The sequence below is a fragment of the Anabaena sp. FACHB-595 genome, assembly GCF_048568275.1.
In the GTDB taxonomy this organism is placed as follows: domain Bacteria; phylum Cyanobacteriota; class Cyanobacteriia; order Cyanobacteriales; family Nostocaceae; genus Trichormus.
This window is the reverse complement of the sequence record NZ_CP183473.1, coordinates 341916-361174: the sequence shown is the minus strand read 5'-3', so window position 1 is coordinate 361174 and position 19259 is coordinate 341916. Positions and strand designations below refer to the sequence as shown.

Below are 19259 nucleotides of genomic sequence, written 5' to 3'. Positions count from 1 at the left end.
GCTTTAGACACCATTGTGATGATGAGGGGGAAATTTCTTTTGTGGGGGTTGGGAATTGGGGATTGACCAATTCCTCATACCCCTGCTTCTGGTAAACTAAAATTCATGTTTCCAAGTTTTTTACCTGCCGCAGTCGGGCAACTTACCGAATCTGAATCGATCGCCTTAGCTAAGAGTATTCACACTCAAGCGATCGCTACTCCCCTGAGTAATCAACCAATCACCACAGCCTATGTACGTCAAGGTGGCGGTGGTACGCCAATTTTATTAATTCATGGCTTCGATAGTTCGGTGCTGGAATTTCGTCGTCTTTTGCCACTGTTAGGGAAAGAGAATGAAACTTGGGCTGTGGATTTGTTGGGTTTTGGATTTACGCAAAGGCTACCAGGGATAAAATTTAGCCCTATTGCCATTAGAACTCACCTACATTCCTTTTGGAAAACCCTGATTAACCAACCTGTGATTTTAGTTGGTGCATCAATGGGGGGTGCAGCCGCGATTGATTTTACCCTGACTTATCCAGAAGCGGTGCAGAAACTAGTGTTAATTGACAGCGCTGGCTTACGGGGGGGTTCACCGCTAAGTAAATTCATGTTTCCCCCGTTGGATTATTTAGCCGCGCAATTTTTGCGTAGTCCAAAAGTGCGCGATCGCGTTTCTCGTGCTGCTTACAAAAATCAGAACCTTGCCACTGTCGATGCTTTATATTGTGGTGCATTACATTTAGAAATGCCTAGCTGGCCTGAAGCTTTAATTGCTTTTACCAAAAGTGGTGGATACACAGCTTTCAGATTTAAGCAACTGGCAGAAATTATGTCGCCGACCCTCATTTTGTGGGGTGATACTGATAAGATTTTGGGTACGGAAGACGGTAAAAGATTTAAAAGAGCAATTCCCCATAGTCAACTAATTTGGATTGAAGATTGTGGACATATTCCCCATTTAGAACAACCAGAAATTACGGCTCAACATATACTAAATTTTTGTAGTTAAACGCAGATGGACACAGATATTGACGTTCGCGGTAGCGTCTCGTAGAGAAGTCTTCCCGCAGGGTACGCGGATAAATTTTTACCAAGAAACTGGGTCTAAAGCCCCGTCCTTGAAGGACGGCTTTGATTATGGTATAATATTTGCGTAGGATTTGTCCACGTAAAATGATTGTTTTAGAGTTTAAAGCTAAAGGCAAAACAACTCAATATGTAGCCATTGATGAGGCGATTAGAACCTGTCAATTCGTTCGCAACAAAGCTATTCGTTTTTGGATGGATAACCGAGGTGTAGGGCAGAAAGACTTATATCGTCTTAGTAAGGTTCTCAGACATGAGTTTTCTTTTGTCAAGGCTTTGAACTCTAGTGCTTGCCAAGCTTCTATCGAACGGGCTTATAGTTCTATTGCTCGTTTTTACGACAACTGTAAAAAGTCTGTTCCAGGTAAGAAAGGTTATCCACAGTTTAAAAAAAACAACCGTTCAGTTGAATATAAAACCTCTGGATGGTCACTTTCTGAAACTAGAAAGCAAATCACTTTTACTGACAAAAAAGGTATTGGCAAACTCAATCTAAAGGGAACGTGGAATTTAAACTTCTACCAATTGGAGCAGATAAAACGAGTTAGGTTAGTCCGTCGTGCCGATGGGTATTATGTTCAATTCCTGATTAGCGCAGATAACAAAGTAGAAACACAACCGACTGGTAAAACCATTGGTTTAGATGTTGGTTTAAAAGAGTTCTACACCGATAGCAACGGACATACAGAACCTAACCCTAAGTTTTATCGCACAGGAGAGAAGCGTCTAAAGTTTAGACAAAGGCGCGTTTCAAGGCATCAGAAAGGCTCTACCAATCGCAAAAAAGCCCTTAATAAATTAGGGCGAGTACACCTCAAAATAAGTAGGCAACGTGAAGAACACGCTAAGAGAGTAGCGCGTTGCGTAATCCAATCTCACGATTTGGTCGCCTATGAAGATTTGAGGGTTAAAAACTTAGTTAAGAATCACTGTCTCGCTAAATCTATTAATGATGCTGGTTGGTATCAATTCAGAAAATGGTTGGAGTATTTCGGTGTGAAATTTGGCCGGATAACTGTAGCTGTTAATCCTGCGTACACAACAAGCCAATGCTCTAATTGTGGCGCAGTAGTCAAAAAATCTCTATCCACAAGAACTCATGTTTGTGAATGCGGATTTGTGATGGATAGAGATTGGAACGCAGCGATTAACATTCTGAAACTAGCCTTGGGTACTACGGGTCACGTAGGAACCTGGATCTATGATCCGAACGCTTCAGGAGATTCGTCCTCTACTCATGCTGGAGAAATCTTGTGTGAGCAAGTTGGGTCTATGAATGAAGAATCTCCGCACTTATAGGGCGGAGAGTGTCAACTCAGTAGACTAGGAAACGCTATAAGATAAAACCAGATTTTCAAGCCTGTCAACAGTCAACCATCAACAGTCAACAGCTATATTTGAAATTTACGCCATTTCAACAATAAAAATTTCCGGATGAGCCTGCATAAAGTTGAATATCTACCATACAGTAAATATATCTTTTCAACTTATGGAAATGCCTCAACGGGTATCAGTTCGCTATAAAGATACCTCCTACAACATCAATGAGATCAGGTTAAAAACCTTCTGTCTAGGAATGAAAATTTGGGAAGAACAAACCAAGCCCAGAAAAACAGAGTTGTACGAGTTCATATTAGCTTGCTTAAAACAGGTTGATCGGCAAGATCGCTTTATTTTCTCTCTATTATTTATAGAGTTAGCCGATATGATCCGTGATACCTCTTTAAATAGAAATATGAAAGAGGACTTGATTAAAACAGCTTTTCGAGAGTTTGCTTTTGCACTAGCAGACTTTGAGGATATTGCTGTTAAATCAAATTAAAATTGGGTAATTGGTAATTGAAAAGTAAATTATACCAATTCTCTCATATCCAGAAAACCATACAAAAGCGGCAACTGTTACGCCTTGTGATTAATGGCTTAGTTAGATAATATTATCCGCCGCAAAATTGCTTAAATTATCACGTCGCCATTGAGCATCTATTTTTCTATTTGTGCGTAATTCTAAAACTCGAATCCCTGTATTTGGTAGTGGGTTTAATCTCTGCTGTAAATGCACCCAGGAATGAATTAATTCATGCTGGACATTATAAGTGGTGCATAACTGAGCAAAATCAATATCTTGGGGCGTACCAAAAAATTCTTCAAATGGCGGTTCAAATTTAGCGATGGGTAACATTTCAAAAATTCCCCCGCCATTATTGTTGATTAAGATAATTGTCAAATGTCCAACAAACTTATTTCTAATTAAAAAACCGTTGGTGTCATGTAATAAAGCTAAATCCCCTGTGATTAGCACACTACTTTGCTGACGGTGGGAGATTCCTAAAGCGGTGGATAATGTACCATCGATACCGTTCGCGCCTCGGTTAAAATGCGATCGCACTCTTAAATTATTCGGCTTCCAGAAAAACTCTACATCCCTTACCGGCATACTGTTGGCGATAAATAAGGGCGTTTCTGGCGGTAGCATTTGAGAAAGTAACCAGGCGGCTTTACACTCTACCAAGTCTTCCATCTTGTCCAAAGTCTCATCTACATTGACCCTAACTTTGGTTTCAGCATTACACCACAATTGTAGATACTCTGAGACAGAAGATTTGTCTTCCTCTACCCCCTGATATCCCAACTCTTCCACCCTAATTCTTAAATGGGTCGTCCTTCCATGCAAAGGGTCGAGGTTTTGGTCACTGGGATCAATTACCCAGCGTCGGGGTTGGTGAGTGTCTATCCAATTACGCAGTTCTTTACTCGTTGGCATATCACCTATTTGAATTACCATATCTGGTGCTAGCCGTGTTGCTAATTGTTGATTGCGTAAAATCAAGTCGTAGGTGGAAATTAAATAGGGGTTGAAGTCAGCGTAATTTCTGACTGGGGAAAGTCCCTCAGCTAACACAGGCCATTGTAGAGTTTGGGAAAGTCGGGCGATCGCTCTACAATATTCTTGTGGTTGCTGTGGTTGAGCGACACCAGCAATGATGATTCCTCGCTGTGATTGTAACCATTCTGGAGGAATGGAGAGTGGGGAATGATGAGGGAGTGGGGTAGTATCTGTTATTCCCGCAAAAAATTCTTCTGGGTGAAACTTAGCCAGTAAATAGCTCAAATCTGTGCCATCAGGAATCGGTGCAAGGGGGTCACGAAAGGGGATATTTAAATGTACTGGCCCCGGTGTTGGCGCTTGCATCCTGTACCAACTATGAACTAGCGTTTGTCGCAGATAAGCTAGCATTCCCATATCTGATACTGGTAAAGCTAACTCTGCTTGCCAATTTGGGTAACTACCATAGAGTTTCATTTGATCTATAGTTTGTCCAGAGTGACAATCTCTTAGTTCTGGGGGTCTATCGGCGGTTAATAATAACAGTGGTACACGACTTTCTTGAGCCTCAATGACTGCTGGATAAAAATTTGCCCCCGCAGTTCCCGAAGTGCAGACAATCGCTACAGGACGATTAGTTGCTTTAGCTATACCCAAGGCGAAAAAAGCGGCAGAACGCTCATCTAGTATGGAAATTGCTTCAATATTGGGTGCTTGTTGGGCAAAGGCCACAGCTAAGGGTGTGGAACGAGAACCAGGGCAAATTACGGCATAAGCCAATCCCAACCGCTTGAGTGTTTCGGTGAAAATATAAGCCCAAAGTTGATTAATATTTTTATAGGCGATCGGCATCAAATTAGACATAGCAGTAATACTATTACTAGTGGCAACTCATAAGTACAGAAATTTTACCCAGTGGGGTAGGTATTACCCACCAAAACCTAGATATGCTGTGTATCGCCTTATTGGCTTCTTTCCAATTACCGATCACCTATTACCCCCTACCACATCCACAGACTATCTAGCAACTGGAATTAATCGTTAAAATCAGATTATTTGCTTAGATGATTGATATTTAATTCGTGGCTAATATTTCTTGTCCTAACTGCCATCAGCAAGTTGATAGTCAGGCTCTTGTCTGTCCTTACTGTCGTACAACACTCAAAGCTTACGGTCATCCTGGCGTTACCTTACATCGTGCGGCTAAAGACACCTATCTATGCCACACCTGTACCTACCATGCTGACGATACTTGTACGTTTCCCAAGCGTCCCTATGCTAAAGACTGTACCCTTTACCAAGATATAGCCGAGAGAAACGCCCAATTAGAAGAACAGCAAGCCGCTAATACTCCTAGTGCATCTATCAAAAGTTGGATGCAACGCAATCAAGCTTTACTACTTCTACTAGGTTTATTACTCATCTGTTTTTTGATAGTCTTGTCAACGTCATGAAAGCTGATAGTGATGAACAAGGGTATATAGGACTCATACTTGATTTTTGCAATATACGTAGGGGAGCTACTGGGTTGGAAGGGTTTCCCGGCTTGGAGCAAGTGGCGTTGGGTAATGCCCACCCCACAGACACTGAGAATTTTATGCGCTTATCTAAAATATCTGAATTTTGACTTGGTAAATAAGCGCCTTTGGAGTAAGTACACACTCCCCGCTCCCCTGCTTTTTCACCGCCTTACAACCCTTAATTTTGGCTTTATTTCAAATATGAACCGTCAACAGTCATAGATTGCAACATTTTCTCTCGTTTTTTGCGGGCTATTTCTTGCAAATCAATATTTCTATCAGTTTCATCAACAATCTCACCAGTTATCAGTTCCAACACATCTTCCAAAGTAACTACACCGGCGACGCTACCATATTCATCTACCACCACGGCTAAATGTTCACGAGCTTCTATGAAGTTTTTCAACAGTCTATCTGCATGAATGACTTCAGGAACGAAGCGGACTTTACGAACCAGTTTAGCGACTTGGTAATTTTGATTTCCTTCCACGATCGCCGTGAGTAATTCCTGCTTTAAACTGAAGCCTATGACTTGATCAATTGAATTATCCGTCACAATAATTCGGGTATGTTGGGAAGCGATGATCTCGGACTGTGCCTCAGCGATCGTCCAATTACCGTTAATATGTGTCACCATAATTCGGGGAGTCATGAGGTCAGCAGCTACTACATCATTGAGCTTAAACACCCTCTGAATCATTTCTGCTTCATCACTTTCAATGATCCCTTCTTGTTGACCAATATTTGCCAACAGCTTAATTTCTGCCTCATTAGTTGTGGGTCTTTTCTTCCCTTTAGAAAACGGTGCAGTAACGTTTTCTAAAATCCATACTAGAGGTGTAAAGACAATAGAAAGTCCAGTAATAGGTATGGCTGCTAACAGGGAAATTGGCTCACAATACCGTTCCCCCAGGGTTTTGGGAATGATTTCACCAAAGATGATGATTAAGAATGTTAATACAGCCGAAAAGATTCCCAACCATTGCGATCCCAAAGCCTGAGTAGCAACGCCACCTGTAACGATACTGCCAATAATATTAAAGATGTTATTGAGAATAACAATGGTTGCAATTGGCCGATTCATCTTTTCTCGAATTGCCAAAAGTGCAACAGCTGAAGGGTTATTCGATTGTGCTAATTGTCTGACTCTGAGGGTAGAAACAGAAAACAGCGCCGTTTCTATACTAGAACACAACGCTGAACCTAGAATTACAACAAAGATGGTAGTTATTAGCTGTAGCATAAGGTTTCCCAAGATTGGGAATGGATAATCTCCTCATGAATGATTATTTTTATTATGAGTTATTATTCCTCAGACTGATCAAAAAAGAGAAGAAAGGGTTGACAAGTGTAGGTTCTTCATATAACAGTGACAGATATTTTTGACCAAATTCTCCTCCTCATACATTTATGGGGTAGACACAGGAGGAGGAGAAAACTGGGATTACGCGGTGAAGTACTTAGCTACTGGGTGATAAGTAATAATCGCCGTCGTAGACTGTTCTGGATAAAGTTGCTCACTTTCATCCATGTATAAGTTAATTCTGCTAGTCTCCAACAAATCCAGCTGCTTAAACTGGTCTTGAATATTGGGACAAGCTGGGTAGCCAAAACTATACCGGGAACCCTGATAGCGTTGTGCCAAAATATCCCGGATATTATCCGGTTCTTCAGCACCGAACCCTAACTCACGGCGGATTCTGGCGTGTGTCCACTCGGCCAAGGCTTCTGCTACTTGCACCGCCAAACCGTGAAAATACAGATAATCAGTGTATTGATTGTTTGCAAACAATTTTTGCGCGAACTCTGTAGCAATTTCGCCTACAGTCACCGCCTGCATGGGGAAGACATCAATGATTCCTGAATCTTTCGGTGCAAAGAAATCGGCAATACATAATCGTTTTGATGACTTTTGTCGGGGGAATTCAAACTGAGTGATTTCTGTGGCATTTGGGCTGTTTGTTTCGTAAACATATAAAGTATTACCCTCAGATTGACAAGGAAAATACCCATAAATTACCTGGGGATGTAACAAGTTTTCTGCAATGATGCGCTGTTTCCAAGTTTCTAGAACTGGATACACTTTCTCATTCAAGAAAGCTTGATATTCTTCCTTTGATTGTTCTTTGGGTTTGCGGAATTGCCATTGTCCCGCAATCAAGGCTTGCAAATCCATGTGCCAGAATATTTCCTCTAAGGAAATATCGCTAGGCTGTAATAATTGCGTTCCCCAGAATGGTGGTGTGGGACGGGGAATGTCTATGGCTACAGCTTCGGAACGTCGGGTGTCTATAGGGACTGGGGACTGGGGACTGGGGACTGGGGATTGGGGACTGGGGATTGGGGATTTGTGATTGGTAGGTTCTGTTTCCTCGGTTTCTACTTCATCCAAGAATCCTAAGGAATTGTCCCATTTGCCAGTGGCTTTGGCTGGCATTAATTTATCCATGAAATGCAGGTCTGAGAAAGCATCTTTGCCATAAATGACTTTACCTTTGTAGGTATTTTGGCAATCTTTATGCACGAATTTCGGGGTTAATGCCGCACCACCTAAAATTACAGGAACATTAATGCCTTTTTCGTTGAAGACCTCCAAATTTTCTTTCATGAATGCGGTGGATTTTACCAGCAAGCCACTCATGGCAATACAATCAGCTTTGTGTTGGTTGTAAGCCTCGATGATATTTTCCACCGGCTGTTTAATTCCCAGGTTAATTACCTTGTAGCCGTTGTTGGACAAGATAATGTCTACTAGGTTTTTACCAATGTCGTGAACATCGCCTTTCACGGTGGCAATAATTACTTTACCTTTGGCATTGTTGCCACTTTCCGATTTTTCCATGAACGGTTCTAGGTAGGCTACCGCCGCTTTCATGGTTTCGGCTGACTGTAAAACGAAAGGTAGCTGCATTTGTCCTGAACCGAACAATTCCCCGACTACTTTCATCCCATCTAGTAGGAAAGTGTTGATAATTTCTAGGGGTGGATATTGTTCTAAGGCTTTTGTCAGTTGCGCTTCTAAACCAATGCGTTCGCCGTCGATAATGTGACGCTTGAGTCGTTCTTCGATGGGTAAGCTTTCATCAACGCCTTTGTTACGTTTGGTGGTGACTCCCTCAAACAATTTAGTTAGTTCTGTTAAGGGGTCATAGATGCAGATATCACCCTCAAATTTACGCTGGTCATAAATTAACTGGCGGCAGACTTCTTGATGACGCTCTTCAATCTTCGACAGTGGTAGAATCTTGCTAGCACTGACGATCGCCGCATCCATGCCAGCAGTCATTGCTTCATGGAGAAACACGGAGTTTAAGACCATCCGCGAGGCTGAATTTAAGCCAAAGGATATATTTGACACGCCTAAAATAACATGACACCCTGGCAATTCTTTACGGATACGGCTAATTGATTCAATTGTCGCCTTGCCATTTTCCCGGTCTTCTTCAATCCCGGTAGAAATTGGTAAAGCTAAGGTATCAAAGAATATTTCTGTGGGGGGAATCCCATATTCTACCGATTGACGATAGGCACGCTGGGCAATTTGAAACTTTTTCTCGGCTGTCCGCGCCATCCCTTCTTCGTCAATTGTGCCAATAACAACACCCGCGCCATATTTCTTCGCCAACTCCAACACTTTTAAGAAACGTGGTTCCCCATCTTCGTAGTTGGTGGAGTTCAGCAAACACTTACCACCAGCCACCTTTAAACCCGCCTCCATCTTTTCCCATTCGGTGGAGTCGAGCATTAAGGGGAGTGTAACATTATTCACAATGCGGGAAACTAGTTCGTGCATATCCCGCACACCGTCCCGTCCCACATAATCAACGTTGACATCAAGGATATGTGCGCCTTCCTTGACTTGCGATCGCGCCATTGATACCAATCCGTCCCAATCTTCCGCATTCAGCAAATCACGGCATTTCTTGGAACCACTGGCGTTGAGGCGTTCACCCACAATCAAGAAAGAATTATCTTGTTCGTAGGGTTGAGTACTATATATTGATGCAGCCGCAGGTTCTAAACTTGGCTGTCTCACCTTTGGCTTTAAATCCTTGGCAATTTCTGCTAATTGTTGAATGTGTTCTGGACGTGTCCCACAGCAACCCCCGATCACTTGGACACCCAAATCTTCAACAAAGTGCATCAACGCCATGCGTAATTCCATTGGTGTTAAGCGATAATGTGCTTGACCACCAACGTTTTCTGGTAAACCCGCGTTAGGAATACAAGAAACCACAAACGGCGAATGTTCAGCCAAATATTTAATATGTGGTTTCATCAAGTCTGGGCCTGTGGCACAGTTCAGACCGAGAATGTCAATTGGGAAAGGTTCTAAAATTGTCAGGACGGCGTTGATTTCGGAACCGACCAACATTGTCCCCATGCTTTCCATTGTCACGGACACCATCAAGGGTATGCGTTCCCCTCTCTTGCCAAAGACTTCTTCTATCCCATTCAGCGCCGCTTTGATTTGCAGCACATCTTGACAAGTCTCCACCAAAAGTAAATCCACGCCACCATCTAACAGCGCTTCTGCTTGTTCAGCAAAGCAAGTTTTGAGAGTGTCAAAGTCGATATGTCCCAAGGTGGGAAGTTTGGTTGTGGGGCCGATGGAACCAGCAACAAACCGGGGTTTATCTGGTGTGGAAAATTCAGCAGCGACACTTTTCGCCAGTTCGGCGGCTTTCTTGTTCAGGTAATATGTTTGGTCTGCTAAGTCATATTCCGCCAAAACAATGGATGTCGCACCGAAAGTGTCGGTTTCGATGACATCTGCACCCACAGCGAGAAAGTCGCGGTGAACCTTGGCGACAGCTTCGGGTTTGGTGTGGACTAGGTATTCGTTACAACCTTCATACTGCACACCGCCGAAATCCTCAGCCGTGAGGTTTTGGGTTTGTAGGTTAGTTCCCATTGCACCGTCGAAGACGATAACCGGAAGTTCCGGACTGTGCAGGCGTTTCAGGAAAGGATGAGTCATATTTTCCTAGAGGAAATGAGGAAATCAAGTGAGTCTTACGATACTCGACTTACATATATTATTTTCCATAATTGCCAGAGTTTCGTATGCTGAGTATTGGCATTAACGCAGCCTCCGTCTGCTACCGACCGGAAATCATCGCCTACAGTCGAACATAAAACAAAGTTTCTCTGAGTAAAAGTTTCTATGGGATGGCGATGAAAACGTCATATAGTGATAGCCATCTAAAAATACACCACAAGGGGATAGAGCATTAAACCAGGTCAAAAACCACTGACATGACAACTCCCGACAGATACGCACGACGCAGTAAATGAGAACAAGAAACACTTAACCCCAGATGGACGCAGATAAATTGGCACGCCAGCAGACTAGAAAACACTATAAACGTGATTTTGGTGTTGCAAAATTAAAGTAGTTGTAGCCAACGATAGACAACACTCATAGGATTTTTCACTCTTTGTGTAAGGATTACAGTTCATGAAAGTTCTCAAAAGGTCAATTAAACCAGAAACCTACATATCATTTCTCTACATTTACCAAACTACTTGGGGTACTGCTGGTGATATTTGTTTAATCCGTGAATCTGTGGCTAATTCTGGTATGTCAAAATTTATCGGTCGTAAAGTCCAGCTAGCGCTACCCAAAGGATTAGAGCGCGATCGCGTGGCGAATTTTCCAGTCATCAAAGTTGCAGGTAACGTCGGCGAAGGACACCCCAAAGAACACCCCCATGAATGGGAACTTTATGAAGGCGTAGATCGAGAAATAGCGATCGCAGCTCTCAAGCCTTGGGGTTTCAAGTTAATTGAGTCTACCGATTAAAGGCGTTAAAGGCGATCGCGACAACGGAGTTACACTTGTTTCTCTTCCCGCTTCTAGGAACTGGTAAATGAGTGTTTAAACTCCGTGAGCGAGTCATAAGGGAATTCCAGATAAAAAAATATCCCAAATGTAGGGTGCGTCAGTGCGAGAAAACTTAGCTGTACCAAAATAATTATTCATACTGACGCACCCTTGTATATTAAAAGAAGTGGTAGACCGTCGCACCCTAGGTCATTAAAGACCGCTTTGTAGCATGGGTCACCACAACAATCTCTTTGACAGAACTCGAACAGTCGCCGGGGTCAAAGCTTTAAACTACTGACATTTAAAGTATACAGTCCGCATCGGGCAAGGATGAGTGAAATCAAGGGGATGAATTAAAAACTTCTTGACAAAATAGTTGAGATTCAAAAATGGAAAACATCTCTGTGTGGGTAGGCATTGACGTGAGCAAAGCGACCCTCGATGTTTATATCCGTCCCATCGGTAAAGCATTGAAGTTTGCTAATACAGAACTAGAAATATTTAATTTAGTTGAACAATTAAAATTTTATGATTTGAACCTCATCGTACTAGAAGCAACCGGAGGATTAGAAACAGAACTGGTCATTCAACTACAGGCAGCAATGCTACCAGTAGCATTAATCAATCCACGTCAAGGACGAAATTTTGCCAAAGCCACTGGTAAACTCGCCAAAACAGATGCTATCGATGCACAAATATTGGCACACTTTGGGGAAGCAATGAAACCTCAAGTGTTAAACATTGAGTCACAAGCATCTCGTCAATTAGGAGAATTAATTAGTCGTCGAAGACAATTAGTTGAGATGCAAACTGCTGAAAAAAATCGACGCTCACGCGCCCGTGGTAAAGCATTGGCAGATATTGAAGCACACATTGAATATCTTGACGAACGTCTCAAACAACTCAATCAAGAAATTGAGCAATTAACTCAAAACAATCAACAATGGATTGAAAAAGTTAATTTACTCAAAACTACTCCTGGTATTGGCCAAGTTATTTCGACAACTCTGGTTTCTGATTTGCCAGAACTCGGTCAACTCACTGCCAAACAAATTTCTCGCTTAGTTGGTGTTGCACCTATCAATCATGATAGTGGTCAACACAAAGGTAAGCGCATGATTAATGGCGGTCGCGCTCATGTTCGTGCCACTCTTTATATGGGTGCTGTTGTTGCTATGCGTCATAATCCGGTTATCAAGGCCTTTTATGAGCGTCTTGTCGAACGTGGTAAATCGAAAAAATTAGCTCTCACTGCTTGCGTTCATAAAATGTTAGTCATTTTAAATGCAATGGTTCGGGATAATTTACCTTGGCGTGTTACTGACAACTTACAACCCATTCCCAACGCTTAATCACAATTGACCGTTTTTATACTTGGAAATACTCTCCCTGATGATCCTATTGCCGCATTTGGGTCAATTTTTGATGCTCTTTTTTATCTTCACGGGAAATCCAGCAACTGGGGAAGATTCTGCGGCGAAGCGGAGTGGCTGGTGCGGGCTGCTACCATCTTAGCCAAGAGCCACAAGTCTTTTTGCCCGTACCAGCCACCGCAGAATCTAGCGCAGCGTTCCCCAGTTGCGTCAATGTTCAGAGTCCCGGTTTTTGTTAACGATCGCTTGACTTTCAAGACAGTCGCTACTAACCGTCAATTTGGAATAATTTATTTTTTGGTGTTCCCTAAATATTCGCAAACGAGTCTTTGATACTCATGAACAAGTCATAAATACTCCCAGACAAGTCTTTGATACTCATGAACAAGTCATAAATACTCCCAGACAAGTCTTTGATACTCATGAACAAGTCATAAATACTCCCGGACGAGTCTTTGATACTCATGAGCGAGTCATAAATACTCGCGGACAAGTCTTTGATACTCATGAGCAAGTCATAAATACTCACGGATGAGTCTTTTATACTCGTTAAGGTTTTAAGCCTATCCCCGCGTCGGGGAGAGGTTTGGAGAGGGGTTCTTCCAAATCTATCAAACTCACACCAACCGAACCCTATTGCTCGTAAATAAGTCAGAACAAAATTTAGAAATTCTGTTTTAAAGCTTGCAAAACTTCATCAGCATCAACGCGACCCCAATAATAGCCCATCTCATCACTCATTAAACGCGCCTTTTTTGCCTCCGCCGTCGCTGCTGAGTAATTGTGGTTTGCCAGGTGCATCCACCCCAAAGCAACCCGGATATCTGCTTCATAAATGCGATAACCACCAGTACAGGCATAATTCAGCGCTTCTTCTAAATCACCACGCGCCGCCGCAACTTCACCCCGTCGCGCTGCCCAGCGTCCCCGCGCTAGTAGCGCTTCAATCAGGACGGGTCGATGAGAAATGCTACGAGCAATCTTGAGGGCTTCGTTATAGTGTTCGCGGGCATTTTCGTTTTGTCCAGCATCTGCATCTAGGTCGCCCAACACACGGTGACATCTGCTGATACTATTAACCCAGTTATTGCGTTGACAACTCTCTAGGTTTGCCTCTGTCATCTGTCGTGCATCGTTTCTACTTCCTACTCGCAGTAGGTAATCAGCGTGCCAGATACCCCTTAAGCCGTATAGATAAAGCTCACTTGAGTCAATTTTTTGTTCCAATGCCTCTGCTTGTAGAAAGGCTTTATCTGCTGTCTTATTATCACCCTGCAAGTTTACAGCCCACCCTTTAAGAGCCAATGAATTACACTCATGTCTCTTATTTGGAGAGCGATGAGCAAGATTTAATGCTTCTTTGGCAGCATCAGTACTAGCTGAAAGGTTGCCGAGATATATGTGTTGCTCTGCTAGATTTTGATAGCCAGCACTGGCGTTTTCCCAGTCTTGTCTGTTAAGAGCAATCGCATTAGCACGCTCATAAAAAGTTGGAGCTTTCTCGATACGTCCCACATACATCAAAGATAAACCAACTGCGTTGAGGATGAAACGTTTATGGTTATAGTTACTCACCTGTGGTTCTTGGGATGTATCGCCTTTGGGAAAAAACTCTTGTATTAAGGTTAAGTTAGTTTCGTATGCTCCAAGTTTGTGGGTAATTATAGAGTGATCATCTTGGTAAATGCGCTTCCAAAATAAGCTAATCGCTTCATCATAATTTTGTCCTTGGCAGAGGTGATGCACAGCTTCAATCAGTGGTGCTAAATCATCCAAGGTTGGGTTTTCTGGTGTTTCCCCAGCCGTTTCAAGATAGTAATCTGCAATTTGTTGATGAACTACCACTGCTTCCTCACGATCATTGTGCAGTATTGCCAAATAGTGAGCGCGGATGAGGGGATGAATAGTGTAGTAATATTCTTGCTGATTGTGTCGCAAAATCCGATAGTTTACCAATCGCTGCACCATTGTCAGCAAGGAGTCGCTATTTAATGACGATATATGTTCTGATGGGGTGAAAGTTGACAAACTAGCGCCAAATTGTGGAAATATCTGCTGTAATGCTGATTCTGGTACTGGTAGACGAAAGGCACTAAACCACTTCATTAATTCCTTTTCTGCTAGTGTTAGATTTTCGTCATAGCGTCGCAACACTCGCCGCACTCGCTCATATCGAGGTTCATCAGCCGTTGGTGCTGGAATTCCGACGATATGTTCAATTTTGCCTCCATAATTATCTACTAGATAAGACCCTAACAGACTCAAAACCAAGGCATAACCATCCCACTGCTGCACCACTCGGTTTAACTGATCATGTGTACCTTTGACTCCAAATTTTTTTAGTAATTCTCTTCCCTCATAGACTGTTAGCCGGTCTACATCTCGATGGGTGTAGGTGGTGAAATCAATTAAGTCTACCAGTGGCGCACGGCTGTTAATTAAACAAAATGATTCATGTCTCCCAGCCGCAAACTCTCGTAAAAACTCCCGCAAGTCTACGCTAGTTAACTCGCCGTAATTATCTCCTTCTTGCTGTTGCAGCACTTCCAATCCATCCAAGATAAAGAGATAGCGACCACTGTTGAGCATTGCCAATATCACTTGGACTTTAATAGTAGTTGAGGTCAATATACGGGGGTCAATTTTGTTATTAAGAAACCTTAGCGCCGCCTCAAAAAATTCATCTGCACTAGCTTTTTCATAAAAACCCCACCAAAACACGCCAGTAGGTTGAGGTAAAGATGAGTCGTGTAGCAAATCTTCCAGCCAGCGACGAGTGAGGGAACTTTTACCTTCCCCTCCAAAACCAATAAGTCCCACAATTGAGCAATTAGAGTCAACCCAATCCTGATTTAGTGTTTTGAGAAAATCTACTCTACCCACCCATTCTTCTAAAGGTGCTGGTGCATTATTCAGGTTCGAGATTATCCCTGGTTGAGACACTGGTTGCTCTCCTGTAGGGTTTGAGTTAATTGTAGGCTGGGGTGTAGGTGGTGCATCTGCTAATGGTAAACACATGGGGTCAAAAGTGAGGACTCGACAATCAACTGCAAAACTTGTGTCCCGGTCTTTTTCACTTTCCCCAGAGTCCCAAGTTTCCGCAATTACACCCACTACTAAGTTGCGTTCGATATCCAGAACGGCGGAACCACTCATACCACTGTCGATATGCTGGCTATTCAACATTACAGGGTCGCTATGCAAAATCAGCGTCTCTGGTGATTCGGCAAAGTCTACTATTTCACCATGAGCTGGTAGTCCTTGGTAATTTTGTAGTCGGCGGTAGCCAAAACTCCGAAATTTGTGACCTGCTGAACCTTCAGCCATCCCCATAATTGCAGGTTCTATCCCATCTGGGAGTGTAGTCGTGTCCAGTTGCAACACAACCACATCATCATCATGGTCTAAAAAACAAGCTGTAACTTTAGCTGTATGTGCTTTCTGTTCTGGCTTTATCGCTTTCGGGAAGTAGACATTAATTTCTACTCCCTCAGCAACTTGTCCCCCTGCATCCCGCACCACATGACAACAGGTGACGATTTTTCCTGTAGGGGAAACTACAAAACCGGTGCCAACAATCACATTGTTGACATCACGAATCTGCACGGTAAAGTTACGCAGATTTTGAATCTGGCTCATTATTGGAATCTTTGCGCTCCCAGAGTAACTTTACCTTGAGGCTGGCTTCTCCCGAAGTTTTGGCAATAATTGCACCTGCTTCAGTATTTAATTTGATGCCAAATTCTAATTCCACTTCTGAGGGCTTGTTAGATAATGTATCGATTGTTGCCATTGTCTTTTGTGCCATTTGCCGGATAGTCAGCATGGCTTTATCCAATGCTTTCGCCGATTCTTTGGCGATATCTGCTGGAGTCAAGCTAACTGACCTCATCCCAGCACTAGGAGCAAATTCTACAATGATCACTGGCTCATCGATGAGGGAATCTTGATTATCCATTGTGTAATATTTTTTACTATATTTTTGGAAATCATAGCAGACGATACCAGTATTTTCAATACTGGCGTGAAGAGATTTCAATAAATAGTAAAAAAAGCAATTAGAACTAAGAGACTATCAAATAATCAAATCATTTAACCTAATCCCATACCGTCGGTTTCCGATATTAATAACTTACCTTGACCTTCATACATCCAAACAAAACCTTCTCCGCCACCTTTACCAAAGTGTCCTAATTTTCTGTAATCTTCTTGAATTCCATTAGTAAATCCTTTCACCAAATCATAGTCAGCAATGACGGTTTCACCTCTATGAATTTCAATAATCCTAGCAGGCGTATTTGTACCTGTGACAACTTTAGCTGTTTGCCCGGCTAAGGCTTTAATGGCAATTCTCCATCTACCATCACTGGAACCAGACATCTGGCGAAATTTCAGTTTTTTAGTGCCTAAAATTACATTATCAGAACAAAATTGGAAGATCCCATCATCAAATTCCCATTGTTCTTGCTCTGATATTTCAATATCTGTGTAATGTAAAAATTGACCTTTGCCTCTAGGTTCAAGATAGACGTTACCACTACCTTTATAAACAGGGGCGTTGTAATCTATCTCCGTCATTAAAGCTACCCAAACATCTTTTAATCGATTATCGGTTTTATAAACACCATGAGTTAATTTACCTAAACATCTATGCAAAGCACCTTTTTGAATGACAACCCCAGAGTTTTCGATTTTTATTTCAACTTGCTGAACAAAAGGGATATTTTTAGTAGGGTGATAATATTTGTTTGTGTCTTTATTAATGTTATTTTGTAAGTACCACAAATCTGTCGGTTCTATAATTTTGACTTCGTATTGCATAAATTTATTCTTATGGAGTCGGATATTTAACTATACTTTATAAAGTATAAAATAAGACTATTCAGTAGTCATTGACTTAAATAATTAATATTTATTGCTTTTAGATTTGCTTTATGTCAATGTGTAAATTTTTTAAACGCAGAGGAAGACTAAGTAAACGCGGAGGAACGCAGGGTGTTAGTCTAGTTAATTCGCTATGAATTAGAGACTTCCAAATAAAAAAATGTCCACAATGTAGAATGCGTCAGTGCGATAGAACCTAACTATACTCAGAAATTATTCATACTGACGCACCCTACTAAAGCATCAATTTCGGATAATTTACTTTTTGGCGTTCCCTAAGTCAAATATTGTAGTTGATGTATGAGTTACACCAATTTAAAAAAAGAATGCGACAGATATACAGCCCCAAAAGCTTGTCCTGTCTTGATTCTTAATTTTGTTGGCGTAGCCTTGCCGTAGGCTATTTTGAATTTTGAATTTTGAATTGGTATTACACCTGCTCTTTGGGTGGCGGGACAATTCCACTTTGAGATAAACCATTATCAATTTGTTGCAAAACTTGGAAATCTTTTTCTGGTAAAGGATAGCTGTTGCTAGTAAATAAACCTGCACTGACAGCAGGCTGTTTTTCTAAAAAGGAGAAAGCTTGGCGAAATTGATGGGGTTCTGCTTTAATTGGTGCATCAAAATGACACGGAATAATCCACTGAAAATCCCAACTTGCTACTTTATTTGCCCAGTTAATAGTTTCTTTTGGTGCGCGATTAAGAATCAACTTCTGTAGAACTGGCGCGACAAATAAACGCCTATCCCCTCGTAAAGCCTCAAACGATCGCCTCCAATCATCTTGCCATTTGAAAGGAAACAAGCCAAAATAAGCTCTATATGAGCGTTCTGGCGCTTTTAGTGCTTCAATCCATACCTCAGACCATTTGGGAACATCTACCGCACTGGGACGGAAATACAAAGCAAATAAGCTGATGCGTTCCCATCCTTTACGGCGATTGGCTTGATTGTCTACAACGATATCCGAGGCTTTATCTTTGGCGTGGAATAGTAAGGGATAGGGGTCTAATTGGACGATCGCCGGCGGATCTGCTGGTACAGAAACAACTGAATCTGTTACAAGTAAAGTATGCGATCGCTTGTGCAAAAATACCACCTCTGCAAACTTCCCAGGGCCAAGGTCAATTGTATCTAAGATTGCATAGTCAAACTCGTTAGCAAAGGGAGTTTGGCTACTATCTTCTGGGAGTACATGAGTGCGTTTATTTGGTAAACCCAACCAACTGAGGGGAAGATTAAGGGGGAAACTCCACTGATTCGGCGCGACAAATACCTGTGCTTGGGGAAAATATCTGGCGAAGGGGCCGACAAATACCTTATGTTCTAGTCCCGAAATAGTTGGCAGGATGATATACTTCACATCCCCATATTCGGCTACCAATTCATTGACTAATCTGATACATTCAGGGGTAGGCGCGACAGGTGCATATACTAGTAACCCTCCCTCATCCAGTTTGACTACAGTCATCCGAATGGGGACAACGACGTAAAAGATACCCTGCATCTGGTCAAAAGTCCAGATAGTATCTTTAATAACCTCATGCCGGAGCGTCCGCCGCTTACCGTATGGATACAGTGGCAACGTGAACCAGTAAGACCATGACCAATCTCTGGGATTAATTTGTTCTACATTTTCATCATGCACCACTCCGCAACCCCCTAACTTCGCCATGTTCAAACTATTTTGATTTGAACCCCAAGAATTGGAGTTTAGCAAATTGTGGCAGCAACAAACTAGGAATTTGCGGGGAA

13 protein-coding genes are annotated in these 19259 nt (G+C 42.2%); 6 read left to right on the top strand and 7 right to left on the bottom strand.

Annotated features, from left to right (window positions below; all coding sequences use genetic code 11):
• The first annotated feature begins 105 nt into the window (after positions 1–105).
• From ACN222_RS01560 to ACN222_RS01550, 3 genes are all read left to right on the top strand, one after another.
• Positions 106–993: an alpha/beta fold hydrolase gene (locus ACN222_RS01560; protein WP_010994492.1), complete on the top strand. Its 888-nt coding sequence runs from the start codon at positions 106–108 to the stop codon at positions 991–993.
• A gap of 164 nt (positions 994–1157) precedes the next feature.
• On the top strand, positions 1158–2369 hold the full coding sequence (locus tag ACN222_RS01555) for an RNA-guided endonuclease InsQ/TnpB family protein (RefSeq protein WP_010998598.1): 1212 nt from the start codon (positions 1158–1160) through the stop codon (positions 2367–2369).
• Between the two features lie 190 nt (positions 2370–2559).
• Positions 2560–2892 (top strand): hypothetical protein, encoded by a 333-nt coding sequence (locus ACN222_RS01550; protein WP_010994489.1) that lies wholly within the window; start codon positions 2560–2562, stop codon positions 2890–2892.
• Positions 2893–2994: 102 nt separating this feature from the next.
• On the opposite strand, the gene menD is transcribed toward ACN222_RS01550, so the two are convergent.
• Complete coding sequence (gene menD, locus ACN222_RS01545; protein ID WP_010994488.1) at positions 2995–4758, bottom strand: 2-succinyl-5-enolpyruvyl-6-hydroxy-3-cyclohexene-1-carboxylic-acid synthase; 1764 nt, start codon at positions 4756–4758, stop codon at positions 2995–2997.
• Positions 4759–4976: 218 nt separating this feature from the next.
• On the opposite strand from menD, the gene ACN222_RS01540 reads away from it, so the two are divergent.
• A complete protein-coding gene (locus tag ACN222_RS01540) occupies positions 4977–5348 on the top strand; it encodes a zinc ribbon domain-containing protein (protein WP_010994487.1) in 372 nt (123 codons plus the stop codon).
• 256 nt (positions 5349–5604) lie between these two features.
• Here the strand turns inward: ACN222_RS01540 and ACN222_RS01535 are convergent, their stop codons facing one another.
• A complete protein-coding gene (locus ACN222_RS01535; RefSeq protein ID WP_010994485.1) occupies positions 5605–6657 on the bottom strand; it encodes a hemolysin family protein in 1053 nt (350 codons plus the stop codon).
• A gap of 201 nt (positions 6658–6858) precedes the next feature.
• Positions 6859–10395: a methionine synthase gene (metH, locus tag ACN222_RS01530; RefSeq protein ID WP_010994484.1), complete on the bottom strand. Its 3537-nt coding sequence runs from the start codon at positions 10393–10395 to the stop codon at positions 6859–6861.
• A 480-nt stretch (positions 10396–10875) separates the two neighbouring features.
• Here metH and ACN222_RS01525 point away from each other — a divergent pair, with 480 nt between their 5' ends.
• Positions 10876–11220, top strand: coding sequence for a hypothetical protein (locus ACN222_RS01525; protein WP_010994483.1), 345 nt, complete (start codon positions 10876–10878; stop codon positions 11218–11220).
• A 413-nt stretch (positions 11221–11633) separates the two neighbouring features.
• On the top strand, positions 11634–12596 hold the full coding sequence (locus ACN222_RS01520; RefSeq protein ID WP_010994426.1) for an IS110 family transposase: 963 nt from the start codon (positions 11634–11636) through the stop codon (positions 12594–12596).
• Between the two features lie 684 nt (positions 12597–13280).
• Here the strand turns inward: ACN222_RS01520 and ACN222_RS01515 are convergent.
• The 4 genes from ACN222_RS01515 to ACN222_RS01500 all read right to left on the bottom strand — a co-directional run bounded on the left by ACN222_RS01515 (position 13281) and on the right by ACN222_RS01500 (position 19179).
• Positions 13281–16256 carry a trypsin-like peptidase domain-containing protein gene (locus tag ACN222_RS01515; RefSeq protein WP_126987755.1) on the bottom strand — a complete coding sequence of 992 codons (2976 nt, stop codon included), beginning with the start codon at positions 16254–16256 and terminating at the stop codon, positions 13281–13283.
• Entirely contained in the window at positions 16231–16575 is a 345-nt protein-coding gene (locus tag ACN222_RS01510) for a CU044_2847 family protein (protein WP_010994480.1), read from the bottom strand. Before ACN222_RS01510 ends, ACN222_RS01515 begins: the two co-directional genes overlap by 26 nt.
• 134 nt (positions 16576–16709) lie before the next feature.
• On the bottom strand, positions 16710–17438 hold the full coding sequence (locus ACN222_RS01505) for an AIM24 family protein (protein WP_010994479.1): 729 nt from the start codon (positions 17436–17438) through the stop codon (positions 16710–16712).
• 493 nt (positions 17439–17931) lie between these two features.
• On the bottom strand, positions 17932–19179 hold the full coding sequence (locus ACN222_RS01500; RefSeq protein WP_010994478.1) for a DUF4336 domain-containing protein: 1248 nt from the start codon (positions 19177–19179) through the stop codon (positions 17932–17934).
• Positions 19180–19259: the final 80 nt, after the last annotated feature.